At 40.8% G+C, this 17,699-nt stretch carries 11 protein-coding genes, 2 tRNA genes and 2 rRNA genes; 5 read left to right on the top strand and 10 right to left on the bottom strand.

Translation table 11 applies throughout. The features are described from left to right. Positions 1-136 precede the first annotated feature (136 nt). The 4 genes from APB85_RS12650 to APB85_RS12665 all read right to left on the bottom strand — a co-directional run bounded on the left by APB85_RS12650 (position 137) and on the right by APB85_RS12665 (position 5,276). Positions 137-2,969: ribosomal RNA gene (locus APB85_RS12650) — 23S ribosomal RNA — on the bottom strand. Between the two features lie 359 nt (positions 2,970-3,328). Beyond that, positions 3,329-3,402, bottom strand: a tRNA-Ala gene (locus APB85_RS12655). 159 nt (positions 3,403-3,561) lie between these two features. Continuing rightward, positions 3,562-3,635, bottom strand: a tRNA-Ile gene (locus tag APB85_RS12660). Between the two features lie 111 nt (positions 3,636-3,746). After that, a 16S ribosomal RNA gene (locus APB85_RS12665) occupies positions 3,747-5,276 on the bottom strand. The 16S and 23S rRNA genes sit together here with 2 tRNA genes alongside, the layout of an rRNA operon. An 815-nt stretch (positions 5,277-6,091) precedes the next feature. Here APB85_RS12665 and thrS point away from each other — a divergent pair. The 4 genes from thrS to rplT all read left to right on the top strand — a co-directional run bounded on the left by thrS (position 6,092) and on the right by rplT (position 9,328). Continuing rightward, positions 6,092-8,038, top strand: a complete 1,947-nt coding sequence (thrS, locus tag APB85_RS12675) for a threonine--tRNA ligase (protein WP_057481179.1) — start codon at positions 6,092-6,094, stop codon at positions 8,036-8,038. A gap of 23 nt (positions 8,039-8,061) precedes the next feature. Further along, positions 8,062-8,613, top strand: a complete 552-nt coding sequence (gene infC / locus APB85_RS12680; RefSeq protein WP_083482178.1) for a translation initiation factor IF-3 — start codon at positions 8,062-8,064, stop codon at positions 8,611-8,613. Positions 8,614-8,650: 37 nt separating this feature from the next. Beyond that, positions 8,651-8,848, top strand: a complete 198-nt coding sequence (gene rpmI, locus APB85_RS12685; RefSeq protein ID WP_037319922.1) for a 50S ribosomal protein L35 — start codon at positions 8,651-8,653, stop codon at positions 8,846-8,848. Positions 8,849-8,983: 135 nt separating this feature from the next. Beyond that, positions 8,984-9,328, top strand: coding sequence for a 50S ribosomal protein L20 (gene rplT / locus APB85_RS12690; protein ID WP_057481181.1), 345 nt, complete (start codon positions 8,984-8,986; stop codon positions 9,326-9,328). Positions 9,329-9,551: 223 nt separating this feature from the next. On the opposite strand, the gene APB85_RS12695 is transcribed toward rplT, so the two are convergent. The 6 genes from APB85_RS12695 to tgt form a co-directional block, all read right to left on the bottom strand. After that, complete coding sequence (locus APB85_RS12695) at positions 9,552-9,974, bottom strand: secondary thiamine-phosphate synthase enzyme YjbQ (RefSeq protein ID WP_057481182.1); 423 nt, start codon at positions 9,972-9,974, stop codon at positions 9,552-9,554. 183 nt (positions 9,975-10,157) lie between these two features. Next, positions 10,158-11,510, bottom strand: a complete 1,353-nt coding sequence (locus APB85_RS12700; protein ID WP_373295145.1) for an asparagine synthetase B — start codon at positions 11,508-11,510, stop codon at positions 10,158-10,160. Then, positions 11,488-13,053, bottom strand: coding sequence for a replicative DNA helicase (gene dnaB, locus APB85_RS12705; protein WP_057481183.1), 1,566 nt, complete (start codon positions 13,051-13,053; stop codon positions 11,488-11,490). Before dnaB ends, APB85_RS12700 begins: the two co-directional genes overlap by 23 nt. A 167-nt stretch (positions 13,054-13,220) precedes the next feature. Next, positions 13,221-14,174 (bottom strand): acetyl-CoA carboxylase carboxyltransferase subunit alpha, encoded by a 954-nt coding sequence (locus tag APB85_RS12710; protein ID WP_057481184.1) that lies wholly within the window; start codon positions 14,172-14,174, stop codon positions 13,221-13,223. Positions 14,175-14,273: 99 nt separating this feature from the next. Next, complete coding sequence (locus tag APB85_RS12715) at positions 14,274-15,350, bottom strand: LptF/LptG family permease (RefSeq protein WP_057481185.1); 1,077 nt, start codon at positions 15,348-15,350, stop codon at positions 14,274-14,276. A gap of 3 nt (positions 15,351-15,353) precedes the next feature. Then, positions 15,354-16,484: a tRNA guanosine(34) transglycosylase Tgt gene (tgt, locus tag APB85_RS12720; RefSeq protein WP_057481186.1), complete on the bottom strand. Its 1,131-nt coding sequence runs from the start codon at positions 16,482-16,484 to the stop codon at positions 15,354-15,356. Between the two features lie 365 nt (positions 16,485-16,849). Here tgt and APB85_RS12725 point away from each other — a divergent pair, with 365 nt between their 5' ends. Then, positions 16,850-17,698, top strand: coding sequence for a transketolase (locus APB85_RS12725; RefSeq protein WP_057481187.1), 849 nt, complete (start codon positions 16,850-16,852; stop codon positions 17,696-17,698). The last annotated feature ends 1 nt before the right edge of the window (position 17,699 follow it).

Raw genomic sequence — 17,699 nt, forward strand, 5'->3', positions numbered from 1 at the left:
CTTTGAGTTTGGTATAACACGTCTTTAAACGTCCTATCCAACTCCTAATAAGTTGACATATTTAAGAAACAAAGAATATAGAAGAACTTCAAGATAAAGCATTCAAGTCCCCACACCTCTTGCAAGGCGTGGGAATCGCATCAAGCTTTACGGATTATTAGTACCACTCGGCTATGACATTGCTGCCTTTACACCTGTGGCCTATCAACGTGGTCGTCTCCCACGGTCCTTTAAAGAAATCTCATCTTGTGGTGGGTTTCGCGCTTATATGCTTTCAGCGCTTATCCCTTCCCAACGTAGCTACCCAGCAATGCTCCTGGCGGAACAACTGGTGCACCAGAGGTTGGTCCAATCCGGTCCTCTCGTACTAGGATCAGGTCCACTCAAATTTCTAACGCCCACTACAGATAGAGACCGAACTGTCTCACGACGTTCTGAACCCAGCTCGCGTGCCACTTTAATGGGCGAACAGCCCAACCCTTGGGACCTTCTCCAGCCCCAGGATGTGACGAGCCGACATCGAGGTGCCAAACCCCCCCGTCGATGTGAGCTCTTGGGGGAGATCAGCCTGTTATCCCCGGCGTACCTTTTATCCTTTGAGCGATGACCCTTCCATGCGGTGTCACCGGATCACTATGCTCTACTTTCGTACCTGATCGACCTGTATGTCTCTCAGTCAAGCTCCCTTTTGCCATTGCACTCTACGCACGGTTACCAAGCGTGCTGAGGGAACCTTTAGAAGCCTCCGTTACTCTTTTGGAGGCGACCACCCCAGTCAAACTACCCACCAAGCACTGTCCCTCAATAATGAGGTTAGGCTCCGAACAAGTAAAGGGTGGTATTTCAACAATGACTCCACACCGCCTGGCGACGGCGCTTCAAAGTCTCCCACCTATCCTACACATCACTTGTCCAAAGTCAATACTAAGCTATAGTAAAGGTGCACGGGGTCTTTTCGTCCCGTAGCGGGTAATCGGCATCTTCACCGATACTACAATTTCACCGAGCTCATGGCTGAGACAGTGTCCAGATCGTTGCACCATTCGTGCAGGTCGGAACTTACCCGACAAGGAATTTCGCTACCTTAGGACCGTTATAGTTACGGCCGCCGTTTACTGGGGCTTCAATTCAATGCTTCGCCGAAGCTAACATCTCCTCTTAACCTTCCAGCACCGGGCAGGTGTCAGGCCCTATACATCATCTTTCGATTTAGCAGAGCCCTGTGTTTTTGATAAACAGTCGCCTGGACCTCTTCACTGCGGCCCCGCCGAAGCGGGGCGACCCTTCTCCCGAAGTTACGGGCCCATTTTGCCTAGTTCCTTAGCCATGAATCTCTCGAGCACCTTAGAATTCTCATCCCAACTACCTGTGTCGGTTTATGGTACGGGTTGCCTCCACTCGCTTTTCTTGGAAGTCGATCCGCTGGATTATCACGCCGGCCGAAGCTTTTGTGTACTATCGGGGTGTTACCACTCCCTTCAACGTGCTATTCCGTCAGCACGCACCAACTTTTCGCCTCCGTCCGCTTTAACGTGGGGCAAGTACAGAAATATTAATCTGTTGTCCATCGACTACCCCTTTCGGGTTCGCCTTAGGTCCCGACTAACCCCCAGCTGATTAGCATAGCTGGGGAAACCTTAGTCTTTCGGTGTGCAGGTTTCTCGCCTGCATTATCGTTACTTATGCCTACATTTTCTTTTGTAACCAATCCAGCATACCTCGCAGTACACCTTCATCTCTGTTACAATGCTCCCCTACCACTCCATATCTAAATATGAAATCCATAGCTTCGGTAATATGTTTATGCCCGATTATTATCCATGCCGGACCGCTCGACTAGTGAGCTGTTACGCACTCTTTAAATGAATGGCTGCTTCCAAGCCAACATCCTAGCTGTCTGGGCAGTCCAACCGCGTTTCTTCAACTTAACATATATTTTGGGACCTTAGCTGATGGTCTGGGTTCTTTCCCTCTCGGACACGGACCTTAGCACCCATGCCCTCACTGATATAAAACATTTTATAGCATTCGGAGTTTGTCAGGAATTGGTAGGCGGTGAAGCCCCCGCATCCAATCAGTAGCTCTACCTCTATAAAACTATTATACCGCTGCACCTAAATGCATTTCGGGGAGTACGAGCTATTTCCGAGTTTGATTGGCCTTTCACCCCTACCCTCAGGTCATCCCAAGACTTTTCAACGTCAACGGGTTCGGTCCTCCACTATGTGTTACCACAGCTTCAACCTGCCCAAGGGTAGATCACACGGTTTCGCGTCTACCATTACCAACTTAAACCGCCCTATTAAGACTCGCTTTCGCTACGGCTCCACAGCTGAACTGCTTAACCTTGCTGGAAACGGTAACTCGTAGGCTCATTATGCAAAAGGCACGCCGTCACCCCAAAGGGCTCCGACCGCTTGTAAGCGTATGGTTTCAGGATCTATTTCACTCCCTTGTTCAGGGTTCTTTTCACCTTTCCCTCACGGTACTGGTTCACTATCGGTCTCTCAGGAGTATTTAGCCTTGGCGGATGGTCCCGCCGGATTCATACAGGGTTTCTCGTGCCCCGCACTACTCAGGATACCACTATCGTTACATTCTTTACCTATACCGGGCTGTCACCGTCTATGGCCAGGCTTTCCAACCTGTTCTAATTCTGTTTGCAACAAATGTTGTGGTCCTACAACCCCATAAGGTCCGTAAACCTTATGGTTTGGGCTAATGCGCGTTCGCTCGCCGCTACTAGCGCAATCACTATTGTTTTCTCTTCCTCCGGGTACTTAGATGTTTCAGTTCTCCGGGTTTGCCTCCTTGCGGATACTTAACCTTCAGTTAAGTGGGTTGCCCCATTCGGATATCTGCGGATCAACTTGTATGTGCCAATCCCCGCAGCTTTTCGCAGCTTATCACGTCCTTCTTCGCCTCTGAGAGCCTAGGCATTCCCCATACGCCCTTATCTAGCTTGTATGCTTCTTGCTTATGCTCGAATTTCTCGTGACCTTAATCACAATGTATTCTATTAATTTAATTTACCTCGTTATAAAATTTAACTTCTATAACTGTAGTTTTCTCGTATTCTTTGTTTCTCAATATGTCAATGAACTTTTTTCCTCTCTAGCAACCTAAGCTCGATGGTAACCAAACGAATATGCAAAACGCATTTCCTGATTGTTTAAATTACCTATCTCCCTTAAATCTCAAGGAATCGTGGAGAATATCGGAGTCGAACCGATGACCTTCCCGATGTGAAATCGGGACGCTCTAGCACCCTTAATGTGCAAAATCTCTTCAAAATGTAATGAACTTAACAGCAATCTTACTGTTACAGTGGAGAATATCGGAGTCGAACCGATGACCTCCTGCGTGCAAGGCAGGCGCTCTAGCCAGCTGAGCTAATCCCCCGTCTTTTAGTTGCCAGTTAACCAGTTATTAGTTAACAGTACTTATAACGGCTACTCAACCTCTAAAATTTCCTTTCAATTTGTAATGAACATACTTGTCTCAAATTCAAATAACTTTGAACTATTCACCTTTAACTTTAAACTGCGCTTTAGCGCGTCGTAGTCTCAGGCAGACTCGAACTGCCGACCTCTACATTATCAGTGTAGCGCTCTAACCAGCTGAGCTATGAGACTGTCCTTTATTCTTTAAATATTAAATCGACAGCTATAGAATCAAGACCAAAAAAGATCTTTAAGCACTTCCCTTTTGATTATTGCGCATTGCCTTAAAAGGCGTTGCTCTAGAAAGGAGGTGTTCCAGCCGCACCTTCCGGTACGGCTACCTTGTTACGACTTAGCCCCAGTTACCAGTTTTACCCTAGGCGGCTCCTTGCGGTGACCGACTTCAGGTACCCCCGGCTTCCATGGCTTGACGGGCGGTGTGTACAAGGCCCGGGAACGTATTCACCGCATCATGGCTGATATGCGATTACTAGCGATTCCAGCTTCACGCAGTCGAGTTGCAGACTGCGATCCGAACTGTGATAGGGTTTGTAGATTCGCTCCTTCTCGCGAAGTGGCTGCTCTCTGTCCCTACCATTGTAGCACGTGTGTGGCCCAGGACGTAAGGGCCGTGATGATTTGACGTCATCCCCACCTTCCTCGCGGTTTGCACCGGCAGTCTGGCTAGAGTTCCCGACATTACTCGCTGGCAACTAACCACAGGGGTTGCGCTCGTTATAGGACTTAACCTGACACCTCACGGCACGAGCTGACGACAACCATGCAGCACCTTGTAATCTGTCCGAAGAAAAGTCTGTTTCCAGACCTGTCAGACTACATTTAAGCCCTGGTAAGGTTCCTCGCGTATCATCGAATTAAACCACATGCTCCACCGCTTGTGCGGGCCCCCGTCAATTCCTTTGAGTTTCATTCTTGCGAACGTACTCCCCAGGTGGGTTACTTATCACTTTCGCTTAACCACTCAGCCCTCAATTGGGCCGAACAGCTAGTAACCATCGTTTACGGCGTAGACTACCAGGGTATCTAATCCTGTTCGCTACCTACGCTTTCGTCCATCAGCGTCAGTATATTATTAGTGATCTGCCTTCGCAATCGGTATTCTGAGTAATATCTATGCATTTCACCGCTACACTACTCATTCTAACCACTTCATAATAACTCAAGACAATCAGTATCAATGGCAGTTCTCCCGTTGAGCGGAAGACTTTCACCACTGACTTAACTGCCCGCCTACGGACCCTTTAAACCCAATGATTCCGGATAACGCTTGGATCCTCCGTATTACCGCGGCTGCTGGCACGGAGTTAGCCGATCCTTATTCGCAGAGTACCGTCAAACCCCCACACGTGGGGGTGGTTCTTCCTCTGTAAAAGCAGTTTACAACCCATAGGGCAGTCTTCCTGCACGCGGCATGGCTGGATCAGGCTCTCGCCCATTGTCCAATATTCCTCACTGCTGCCTCCCGTAGGAGTCTGGTCCGTGTCTCAGTACCAGTGTGGGGGATCTCCCTCTCAGGACCCCTACCTATCGCTGCCTTGGTAAGCCGTTACCTTACCAACTAACTAATAGGACGCATACCCATCTAATAGCCATAAATGTTTAATATAAACTTCAGGAGAAGTTTATATACTATGAGGCATTAATCCAAGTTTCCCTGGGCTATTCCCCGCTAAAAGGTAGGTTGTATACGCGTTACGCACCCGTGCGCCGGTCGTCATCAGAAAAGCAAGCTTTCCTATGTTACCCCTCGACTTGCATGTGTTAGGCCTGCCGCTAGCGTTCATCCTGAGCCAGGATCAAACTCTTCATCGTTGCTTCTTAAATATAATTACAACAATCAATTGTCTGTACTCAAAGATGACTTATCTAGTCTTAATTCTAAATTATTTGTATCATTCTTCTCTCGAAAAATGTACGCGCTGTCAATTCAATAAATCAATGAACTTCCCCAAGTTTACTCGGGATATTCTTGCCGAAATTAAAGGACTCGAACCTCTTGTTTTACTTACCCACCCGGGATTTCTTTTCAGTATTTTTGGGAACTCAGTTGCGCCGTAAGCGGCTGCAAATATACAATGCTTTTTCTTTATCCGCCAAATCTTTTTTAGAAAAATTTTTGACTTTTTTTTAAAGCTTTCCATTCTCAAAAGAACTTCAAAACAACTCCCGTTTCTATTAAAAACCTTCGCTGTTTTTGCGGCTGCAAATATACACCCTCTTTTGATTCTGGCAAGTAAAAAAATAAGTTTTTTTTACTTTTATTTTTTTAAGCTTTATTTCCTTAAAAAATCACCGTATCCCAATATGTAATGAACTTTCCACTTTACTTCGCAACCCTCGTTGTGTCTCAAAGCGGGTGCAAATATACTGCTGTTTTCTTCCCCCGCAAGCCGCAAATAACTTTTTTTTAAAGAAAACTTAAAACTAATCCCTAATCTTCTCAATAAAAGGAACTTGTAAGATAAAAAAATTTAAAGAAATATTGGGGAGACAAAAGTTAATGTTTCAGCATAAAGAAAAACTACTTCTTTTCTATATTTCAGCAATAAATATCCTCCTTTATATATAAGTATATTGCGCAGACAAAATCAACCTATTATCTTTGCGCTCATTAAAACTACATATACATGATTAAGGTAAGCTTGCCCGATGGCAGTATAAAAGAATTTGAAAAAGGCGCCACTCCAATGGATGTTGCTAATAGTATTAGCTCTGGACTGGCCCGAAACGTAATTTCAGCAAAATTCAACAATAATATAGTAGAAGTTTCTACGCCATTAACTACAGATGGCAGTTTAACCTTATTTACCTGGAAAGACGACGAAGGCAAAAAAGCCTTTTGGCATTCTACCTCTCACGTGATGGCCCAGGCGATAGAAGAAATGTATCCCGGTTCTAAATTAACTATTGGACCGGCCATTGAAAATGGATTCTATTATGATGTAGATTTTGGCGAGCACAAGATTTCTGAAAACGATTTTAAGAAGATCGAAGAACGAATGCTTCAAATTGCTCGCGAAAAACATGATTTCAAACTTCGAGAAGTTTCAAAAGCTGATGCGCTGTCCTATTATAAGGAACAAAATAATCAGTTTAAAGTTGAATTAATAGAAAACCTGGAAGATGGTGAGATCACTTTCTGCGATCACGACAACTTTACAGATCTTTGCCGCGGAGGGCACATCCCAAATACCGGCTTTATTAAAGCGGTAAAGTTAATGAGTGTTGCCGGAGCTTACTGGCGCGGTGATGAAAACAATCCTCAGTTAACTCGCGTTTATGGAATTTCATTTCCGAAGCAAAAAGAATTAAAAGAATACTTAGAACTGCTTGAAGAAGCTAAAAAAAGAGATCACCGTAAGCTTGGAAAAGAACTTGAGTTATTCACCTTTTCTCAAAAAGTTGGACAGGGACTTCCATTATGGTTACCAAAAGGAGCGGCTTTACGAGAACGACTCGAAGATTTCTTAAAAAAGGCACAGAAAAAGGCAGGTTATGAGATGGTGGTAAGTCCGCATATTGGTCAAAAAGAACTTTATGTAACTTCAGGGCATTATGCTAAATACGGCGAAGACAGTTTTCAGCCAATTCACACTCCAAATGAAGGTGAGGAATTTTTATTGAAACCTATGAACTGCCCGCATCACTGCGAAATTTACAATGCTACTTCCTGGAGTTATCGCGACCTTCCAAAACGTTTTGCTGAATTTGGTACCGTTTATCGTTACGAACAAAGTGGAGAATTACACGGATTGACCCGTGTTAGAGGATTTACCCAGGATGATGCACATATTTTTTGTACTCCAGATCAATTAGATGAAGAATTTAAAAAAGTAATAGACCTTACCTTATATGTATTCGATTCTTTAGGTTTTGAAAACTTCACCGCACAGGTTTCTCTAAGAGATCCGGAGAATAAAGAAAAATATATAGGATCTGATGATGTTTGGGAAAAAGCCGAAACTGCCATTATTAACGCAGCTAAGGAAAAAGGTCTAAATTATGTTGTTGAAACCGGGGAAGCCGCATTTTATGGGCCTAAATTAGACTTTATGGTGAAAGATGCACTTGGCAGAAGCTGGCAACTTGGCACCATTCAGGTAGACTACAACCTGCCAGAAAGATTTAAACTTAGCTATAAAGGAAGTGACAATGAGACACACCGCCCGGTAATGATTCACCGTGCGCCATTTGGAAGTATGGAACGTTTTATCGCTATATTATTGGAACATACAGCCGGTAACTTTCCATTATGGTTGATGCCCGAGCAGGCTATGGTGCTCTCAATCAGTGAGAAATATGAAAAATACGCCCAAAAAGTTTTAACTTTGCTGGAAAATAACGAAATTCGCGCTTTGGCAGATAACCGAAATGAAACCATTGGGAAGAAAATAAGGGAAGCCGAAATGAACAAATTCCCATATATGTTGATTATAGGGGAACAGGAAGAACAAGATGGTACGGTTTCTGTACGAAAGAGAAGGGAAGGCGATATTGGTACTATGCCAGTAGAAGACTTTGCCGAAATAATAAATAATGAAATCAAAAAAACGTTGAAGACGTTTAAAGTTTAACCAAAAATAGATCAGCCATAGCAATACGTAGAAAAAAATCGAAGAGACCGCTTAGAGCAGTCAAAGAGAATCAACACCGGATTAACCAAAAAATCAGGGCAGAAGAAGTTCGTCTTGTAGGTGATAATGTAGAAATGGGCGTTTACCCAACTAAACAAGCATTATCTATAGCTGAAGAATTAGACCTGGATTTGGTAGAAATATCTCCAGATGCTAAACCACCAGTGGTAAAAGCAATGGATTACAAAAAGTTTCTTTACGAACAAAAGAAGCGCGAGAAGGCTATGAAAGCCAAAGCGAGTAAAGTTGTGGTAAAAGAAATACGTTTTGGCCCTAATACAGATGATCACGATTACGAATTTAAAAAACGTAACGCAGAGAAATTTTTAAAAGACGGAGCTAAATTAAAAGCTTTTGTATTTTTTAAAGGACGTTCTATCGTTTTTAAAGATAAAGGTGAAATTCTACTGCTAAGATTAGCGCAAGATCTTGAAGAACTTGGAAAAGTAGAACAAATGCCGAAGCTGGAAGGAAAACGTATGACTATGTTTTTATCTCCCAGAAAAGCAAAATAGTATAATAAGAGAGTTATAATATAAAAAAGAGGATAACATGCCTAAAATGAAGACAAAATCTAGTGCTAAAAAGCGTTTTAAGCTTACAGGTACTGGGAAAATAAAAAGAAAGCACGCGTTTAAAAGCCACATCTTAACAAAGAAGTCTAAAAAACGTAAGCTAGCCTTAACGCACAGTACATTAGTACACGATGCAGATAAGGACAATGTTAAACTTATGTTGCGTTTAAAGTAACAATAAGCTCTTAACGGTTTAATTAATTTAAAAACCCTGGAGTTGGGCAACACTTCGACTGCGCTTAGTTTGACAGTTTGAAGTTTAAGTTAAAAGTGTCGATTATCGACCGCCTGCTACAAAACACATAAAAATATGCCAAGATCAGTAAATTCAGTTGCAAAGAGAGCCAGAAGAAAAAAGGTTCTTAAGCAAGCAAAAGGTTACTTCGGACGTCGTAAAAACGTTTGGACAGTAGCAAAAAATGCGGTTGAGAAAGCAATGCTTTACTCATACAGAGACCGTAAAGTAAAGAAGCGTAATTTCCGTTCACTATGGATTATGCGTATTAACGCTGCAGCCCGTGAACACGGTATGTCTTATTCTCAATTTATGGGAGCTGCAAAAGCCGGTGGAATAGGTTTAAACCGTAAGGTACTTGCCGATTTGGCAATGAACCATCCAGAAGCTTTTAAAGCAATTGTAGATAAAGTAAAGTAATTACAAATTAGTTATACTCTCTTATTTAAAAATCCGGTTCAATAAAGAACCGGATTTTTTTGCTCTTATTTTCTTTGGAAATTGAATTATCGAATACTTTCAAAGTTTCTTAAAAAATGACCTTCAAGTTTTTTGCCACTAATACACAAATATTCATATAGAACTTATTAGTGAATTCGCGGCTTCTTTGTTCCCTACATAGTTCCTTGCAACCGCAATAAACTTAAATCCCGTAAAGGCTTAAAACCAATTTTCGCGAACCTCCATTATTTCTATGTTCCGCCAAATAAATTCCCTGCCAGGTTCCCATATTTAATTTTCCATTGGTTACAGGGATCTGAAGTGAACTTCCCAACAAGGAAGCCTTAATATGCGCCGGCATATCGTCTGATCCTTCCAACGTATGTTTGTAATACGACATATTTTCTGGCACCATTTCATTAAAATGACTTTCAAAATCTTCCCGAACCGTAGGATCGGCATTTTCATTAATGGTTATTCCTGCTGAAGTATGTTTTATAAACACATTTAATATTCCTGACTTCATTTCTTTTAGCTCCTCTATTTTACTTTCAATCTCATCTGTCACCAAATGAAAGCCTCTAGACCTTGCTTTTAATCTTATTTCCTTTTGAAAAAGTTTCATAGTTACTTCTTATTATTTTCTTTTAGATAAATTCCTGTTGCAGTTAAAATCCCGACTGAAATTAATAATATTCCATATACTAAAGAAGGCAATGTAATTGCATTAGTCAAATCTAAAATGAGAAATACCACCAAAATTAAGTTGATGACACTTAGTATTTTTAACAACCGGCTTAGTTTTATATTAAGTTTTTTGAGGCTTTTTCTTGGCCGCCGGGAAAAGCACATTATTTAAAATAAGTCGATAGCCCGGCGAAGTTGGGTGTAAATCAAGTTCGGTCTTTGGATCCCCTACCCTATGCTGATAATCTTCAGGATCGTGGCCTCCGTAAAAAGTAAAAAATCCTTTTCCTTTTATTCCGTGAATGTATCTTGCTTCACCATTTAATTTACTTTCTCCCATCACCAAAACATTGGCTTTAATATTATCTGGATTATAGGCTGTTGTTTGCCCCATAAATCCTTTGACCAATCGAGTGTGGTTTTGGGTTAACATAGTAGGCACAACATCCCATTTTGCTGAAAAATCCATAAGGGTAAAATAATCAGTTTCCTTAGGAATTTTTCTTTTAGCAGTCATATCTATAGAGGAAAACTCGTAAACCATCGGGCTTCGTTCCAGGGTGAAATCGGTAAAGGCGAAAGTATTACTGAAATCTATTTTAGATTGATAACCGGGTTCACTGGGATCGCCATCAAACATAGTTTCGGCAATATCTACTCCTTCTGCGGCGAGGGCAATATCAAAACTATCGGTAGCGCTACACATCGCAAACATAAAGCCGCCGCCAACAACATAATCTCTAATTTTTAAAGCAACATCCCGCTTCTCTTCAGAAACCTTATTATACCCCAACTTCTGTGCTAAGGCTTCAGCCTCTTCTTTTTCCTGGATATACCAGGGTGTAGTTCTAAATGTTCTATAAAACTTCCCGTATTGCCCGGTGAAATCTTCGTGATGCAGATGTAACCAATCATATAAAATGAGCGCATCATTTAATACGGCTTCATCATAGATAATTTCATAAGGAATTTCGGCATAAGTAAGTGCCATCGTCACCGCATCGTCCCAGGGTTTATTTCCCTGTGGAGAATACACCGCAATTTTTGGAGCCTTTTCTAATACTACAGTTTCCATATTCTGGGAAGGACTACTTATTTCTTCTAAAATGGACTGGGTTTTATCATCGCTTATTATTTCAAAAGAAACTCCACGTATCTGGCATTCTTTACGCAATTCTTCGGTATCTGAAATTAAAAAGGAACCACCGCGATAATTCAGTAACCATCTCACTTCTAACTCTTCTTCTAAAGCGAAATAGGTTATTCCGTAAGCTTTTAAATGATTCTTTTGGGAGTCTCCATCCATAGGAATTAGCAACTGGGATGCTGAAACCCTGAAAGAAGTTAAAGCCAATAAAACAAAAAAGACCAGAAAAACGGTAAATTTCCCGCTTTTCTGGTCTTTTAAATCAATATTATTAAACTTAGTCTTATTTATTTTGTCAGAATTTTTAGAATGGAACTTCGTCATCATCGTCATTATTAAACCCACTATTCATTGAGCTGCCAAAAGCTTCATTCGCACTTGGGTTAGGCAGGTTTGGCGAGCCAAACTCATTCTCTTCATTCTCACCGGTATTCATTTTAGAATGATACTCAAAAGGCGAATCGAACTCTTCTAAGTTATCAAATTTACCAAGATGACCAATAAATTTAAGACGTATATTTTCCAGTCCACCGTTCCTGTGCTTAGCTACAATAAATTCACCCTGTCCATCGGTTGGTGTTCTTTCTTCATCATCCCATTCTTCAATTTTATAGTATTCTGGACGATAAATAAAGGATACAATATCGGCATCCTGCTCAATCGCTCCAGATTCCCTAAGGTCAGAAAGCAATGGACGTTTACTGCCACCCCTGGTTTCTACCGCACGCGATAGCTGAGAAAGTGCAATTACCGGGACATTGAGTTCTTTAGCCAAAGCTTTAAGGTTACGGGAGATCGTTGATATTTCCTGCTCCCTGTTTCCGCCACCTTTTTGGCTTCCACCAGCCGTCATTAACTGCAAATAATCAATAACAATAAGCTTGATCCCGTGTTGGGAAGCCAACCTCCTGGCTTTTGCTCTAAGGTCAAAAATCGAAAGTGAAGGTGTATCATCTATAAATAAAGGAGCATTTTCAAGATCTTTTACCTTTACGTTAAGTTGCTCCCATTCGTGCTTTTCAAGATTTCCGGTTCTTAATTTTTCTGATGAAAGACCGGTTTCCGAAGAAATTAATCGGGTAATTAGCTGCACGGCTGACATCTCCAAAGAGAAAAATGCCACCGGCATATTTTGTCCAACCGCAATATTCCTGGCCATAGATAAAGTTAAAGCCGTTTTACCCATACCTGGACGCGCTGCAACAATAATAAGGTCACTGGGCTGCCAACCGGAAGTTAACTGGTCTAACTTATCAAATCCTGAAGGAACACCACTTAAACCTTCTTTATTAGAGATTTCTTCAATTCTATTTTTCGCCTGGATTACCAAACTCTGGGCAGTCTCGGTAGATTTTTGAATATTCCCCTGGGTTACTTCATACAATTTTGCTTCAGCGCTATCTAAAAGGTCAAAAACATCGGTAGATTCATCGTAAGCTTCCTCAATAATTTCGTTTGAAATTTTAATAAGGCTACGCTGAATATATTTTTGAAGAATTATACGGGCGTGAAACTCAATATGGGCAGAAGATGATACTTTTTGGGTTAATTGAATGAGGTAATAATCGCCGCCGGTTTTTTCAAAATTACCATCTTTCTTTAATTGGTTAGAAACGGTTAATAAGTCTATCGCCTCAGTATTTTCGAAGAGCTTGTGTATTGCTTCAAAAATTAATTTATGGGAGTTTTTATAGAAAGCATCAGGGCTTAGGATGTCAATTATTTCATCTACCCCTTTTTTATCTATCATCATCGCCCCCAACACAACTTCTTCTAAATCAACAGCTTGCGGCGGAAGCTTGCCTTTTTCAAGGCTAATAACATTACTTTTTTTTGCCGAAAATTGCTGCGGGGCGGTCATTTTATCCATATTACGAAAGTATAAAATTTGTTAAGAGCATCTTAATATTAGAATGGTTAGTTAATTAACCGGTAATCAACAATTCACGTGTTGAAAACTTAATAATAGTGTTGATAAGTGCAAAAAAAACCGAAACCAGGGTTTCGGAAATTTAATAGCTTATGATATGTAAGGTATTAGCCTTTAAAAACCCCCATATCCAAATACTTATCCATCCTCTTATTAACTAAATCTGTTGGTGATAAGTTTTTAAATTCATCATATGCCTCTAAAATTGCATTTTTTACCGTATCAAAGGTCTCTTCTCTATTACTATGAGCGCCTCCAACTGGTTCTTTTACAATCTCATCTATAAGCTTCTGTTTTTTCATATCCTTAGCGGTGAGTTTTAAAGCATCTGCCGCTTGTTCTTTATACTCCCAGCTTCGCCAAAGAATAGAAGAACAGGATTCAGGAGAAATTACCGAATACCAGGTATTTTCAAGCATCATCACTTTATCTCCAACGCCAATTCCCAAAGCACCACCACTAGCTCCTTCTCCAATAATAACAACAATTACCGGCACTTTTAGCCTGGTCATTTCAAGAATATTTCGGGCAATAGCTTCTCCCTGTCCGCGCTCTTCAGCTTCCAGACCTGGATATGCTCCCGGAGTATCCACAAATGTAACTACAGGAAGACCAAACTTTTCTGCAGATTTCATTAAACGTAAAGCTTTGCGGTAACCCTCAGGATTTGCCATCCCAAAATTTCTATACTGCCTGGTTTTAGTATTATAGCCTTTTTGCTGACCAATAAACATAAAACTTTGGTCTTCAATTTTACCAAGACCCCCTATCATCGCTTTATCATCTTTTACATTTCTATCACCGTGAAGTTCTAAAAACGTATCACCGCAAATAGCATTAATGTAATCTAAAGTATAGGGCCGGTTAGGATGCCTTGAAAGTTGAACCCGTTGCCAGGCCGTTAAGTTCTTATATATGTCTTTTCGGGTAGCCTTTAATTTCTTCTCAATTTGCCTGCAGGTAGCCGTAACATCAACATCACTCTCTTCACCTATGTTACAGGCCTTTTCGTACTGCTCTTCCAACTCTTTAATGGGTAATTCAAAATCTAAATATTCCATAAGTTGTTATGGTTTGTTTTTTATTAGCCTACAAATATAACAAACTTTAAAAGGAAGAATTATACTGAAAGAGCATTAAATTTTCAGAAATTTATTCAACTACCTCTTAGCCCTGTAAAGTAGAAAAATAGCAAGGACACCAAAGCTGATGTTTGGAAACCAAACCGCAATTAAGGGAGAGAAGGTAGATTGCTCTGCCATGGTACCAAAAACTTTATCGAAAAATATAAATATAAAAGCAAGGGTAATCCCAACAGCAAGGTTCACACCCATTCCTCCGCGCCGTTTCATAGAAGATACAGCCACAGCAATAATCGTTAAAATAAATGCTGAAACCGGGATACTCCATCTTTTATAAGCTACCACCAGGTATCTATTTATATTTCCTGAACCTCTGCGGCGCTCTTGTTCTATAAATTCGTTTAATTCGGTATAATTTAAGGTTTCAGCGATATAGGTTTCCGGGGTGAGTTCATCAAATTCAAACGGCAGTATCGTATCCAGCTTATTTTGATGAAAAATAGAATCCCCGTCAACTCCAACGATACGCTTATCTACATTGGTCAGAGAATAAGTGGTATCCCCCTCGTTAAACCTTAAACTGGTAGCGCTAATTTTAAATTTGAGCTTGTTACCTTCAAAATGCTCCAGGGTGAAATTTCGTGCCGATTTACCTATGGGTTGAAAATGACTCGCGTAAATAAATTCATTATCGTTAATTTGCCGGTATACATCCCTGGTTTCCTGGGTTTGCTCGTTCTTCTTAAGATATTCGTACTTAAACTCATTAAAACCTTTACTGGCTTTAGGCGCAAGGAACATTCCTAGGAATAAAGCCAGAACGCAAACAATACTGGCACCAATAAGATAGGGCCTTAGAAATCTCCAAAAAGAAACACCACTACTTAAAAAAGCGATAATTTCGGTATTATTAGCAAGTTTCGAGGTAAACCAAATCACCGATAAAAACAGGAAAAGTGGGAATAATAAATTGGCAAAATAGATCGTGAAATCTACATAATAAAGCGCCACTTCAATAAAAGGCACTTCATTATCCAGTATTTTACCAATTTTTTCGGCAAGATTTACCGTGATCCCAATTGGTATAAATAGTAAAAGCATCAGGAAAAATGTTCCTAAATAGCGTTTTAATATGTACCAATCTAATATTTTCAAGTTTTACAGTCTTTTGTCCATTTGTTTTACCATCATATTCTTCCAGGTGGTAAAATCTCCGGCTAAGATATGTTTTCTGGCTTCACGCACCAACCACATATAAAACCCGAGGTTATGAATTGTAGCAATTTGCTTGCCGAGAAGTTCATTCACACTAAATAAATGCCTAACATAAGCTTTGCTGTATTCAGTATCTACGAAAGTGATTCCCATTTCATCTATTGGAGAGAAATCGTCTTCCCATTTTTTATTTTTGATATTGATGGTACCGTGGGCCGTAAAAAGCATTCCGTTACGGGCATTTCTGGTTGGCATCACACAATCAAACATATCTACTCCCAACGCAATATTTTCCAGGATATTAATAGGAGTTCCCACGCCCATTAAATATCGCGGTTTATCCTCCGGAAGAATTTCAGTAACAACCTCTGTCATCGCATACATTTCTTCAGCAGGTTCTCCAACTGAAAGTCCGCCAATTGCATTACCCTCTGCTCCAACTGAAGCAATATATTCGGCAGATTGTTTTCTTAAATCTTTATATGTACTCCCCTGGACAATTGGAAAAAGCGTTTGATCAAATCCATAGAATGGATCTACTTTCTCAAGATGATTTACACATCTATCAAGCCATCTATGCGTCATATGCATAGAACGTTTGGCATATTTATAATCACAGGGATAAGGTGTGCATTCATCAAAAGCCATAATGATATCGGCCCCAATAGCACGCTGAATTTCCATTACGTTCTCTGGAGTGAAAGTATGGTATGATCCGTCTATATGAGATTTGAATTTTACACCTTCCTCCTTAATTTTTCTTCTGGCAGAAAGAGAATATACCTGGTACCCGCCACTATCGGTTAAAATATTTCTATCCCAGTTCATAAACTTATGTAAACCGCCGGCTTTTTTAAGAATTTCGGTTTGGGGACGTAAATAAAGGTGGTAGGTATTTCCTAATATAATATCGGGATTAATTTCTTCTTTAAGTTCCCGCTGGTGCACTCCTTTTACAGAAGCCACGGTACCAACAGGCATAAAAATAGGAGTTTCAATCTTACCGTGATCGGTTGTAATGGTCCCGGCACGGGCTTTACTACCGGCATCGGTACTCAACAAATCAAATTTCATAGTGTATTTTAAGTGAGTGCAAAGATACTCAAGTAAACTACCTTTAGGCAAACCCACGAAGCATTTTTTTGTTTTCGAGGCATCCCAATTTGAAGGGACGAAACATTTAAATCTCAATTATCGAGTAAATATCAGGTAAACTATCTCGGGGCAAGCCCACGAGGCATTCGTTGGAAACAAATTTTTAATTTCGAGGCAAGCCCCCGGAGTATTATACTCTTTGGCGGTGCCAATAAAAGAAGTTAAAACGGGAAATTGTTAGTTACTTGAATAGTTTTCTTGATAACTGACTCGCAACCACTTTGACAAAGCTTTATAAAAACCTATTTTTGTGGCTATTATTTTAACAACACAATTTTACTTTAATGTCAAAAATCAAAGAATTAGAAGATTTTGCCACCCAGGTTCGCCGGGATATTTTAAGGCAGGTTCACAAAGTGAATTCGGGACACCCGGGAGGTTCGCTTGGTTGTACAGAATTTTTCACCGCTTTGTACCAGGGTGGGATTATGGAGCACAAGCCCGAGTTTAATATGGATGGGAAAGAAGAAGATATTTTCTTCCTTTCTAACGGCCATATCTCTCCGGTATTTTATAGTGTTTTAGGCCGTAGCGGTTATTTTCCTGTAGATGAATTGAATACTTTTCGCCTTATTAATTCCAGGTTACAAGGTCACCCTACAACACATGAAGGCCTACCGGGAATTCGCGTAGCTTCAGGCTCTCTGGGTCAGGGAATGTCAGTTGCTCTTGGAGCTGCCCAGGCTAAAAAGCTTAATAAGGACAATCATTTGGTATTCGCCCTTTTAGGTGACGGTGAACTGCAAGAAGGCCAGAACTGGGAAGCTATTATGTATGCTGCCGGAAATAAAGTTGATAATCTTATTGCTACAGTAGACTTAAACGGCCAGCAAATAGATGGAAGCACCGAAACCGTTTTACCTATGGGTAATATGAAAGCTAAATTTGAAGCCTTTGGCTGGGATGTTATGGAGATTGATGATGGTAACGATATGCAACAGGTTATTGATGGTTTAACCGAAGCAAAATCTCGCACCGGAAAAGGAAAACCGGTTTGTGTACTTATGACTACTGTAATGGGCAACGGCGTAGATTTTATGATGCATACGCACGCCTGGCACGGAAAAGCGCCTAACGATGAGCAATTGGAAACCGCGCTTGCACAAAATCCTGAAACTTTAGGAGACTATTAAA

Source organism: Salegentibacter mishustinae (assembly GCF_002900095.1).
Classification (GTDB): Bacteria; Bacteroidota; Bacteroidia; order Flavobacteriales; family Flavobacteriaceae; genus Salegentibacter; species Salegentibacter mishustinae.

Bases quoted from the DNA above. Each gene is read 5' to 3' on its own strand.
- rplT (WP_057481181.1), top strand. From the start codon at position 8,984: ATGCCAAGATCAGTAAATTCAGTTGCAAAGAGAGCCAGAAGAAAAAAG.
- APB85_RS12725 (WP_057481187.1), top strand. From the start codon at position 16,850: ATGTCAAAAATCAAAGAATTAGAAGATTTTGCCACCCAGGTTCGCCGG.
- APB85_RS12710 (WP_057481184.1), bottom strand. From the start codon at position 14,174: ATGGAATATTTAGATTTTGAATTACCCATTAAAGAGTTGGAAGAGCAG.
- rpmI (WP_037319922.1), top strand. From the start codon at position 8,651: ATGCCTAAAATGAAGACAAAATCTAGTGCTAAAAAGCGTTTTAAGCTT.
- APB85_RS12700 (WP_373295145.1), bottom strand. From the start codon at position 11,510: ATGATGACGAAGTTCCATTCTAAAAATTCTGACAAAATAAATAAGACT.
- APB85_RS12695 (WP_057481182.1), bottom strand. From the start codon at position 9,974: ATGAAACTTTTTCAAAAGGAAATAAGATTAAAAGCAAGGTCTAGAGGC.
- thrS (WP_057481179.1), top strand. From the start codon at position 6,092: ATGATTAAGGTAAGCTTGCCCGATGGCAGTATAAAAGAATTTGAAAAA.
- tgt (WP_057481186.1), bottom strand. From the start codon at position 16,484: ATGAAATTTGATTTGTTGAGTACCGATGCCGGTAGTAAAGCCCGTGCC.
- dnaB (WP_057481183.1), bottom strand. From the start codon at position 13,053: ATGGATAAAATGACCGCCCCGCAGCAATTTTCGGCAAAAAAAAGTAAT.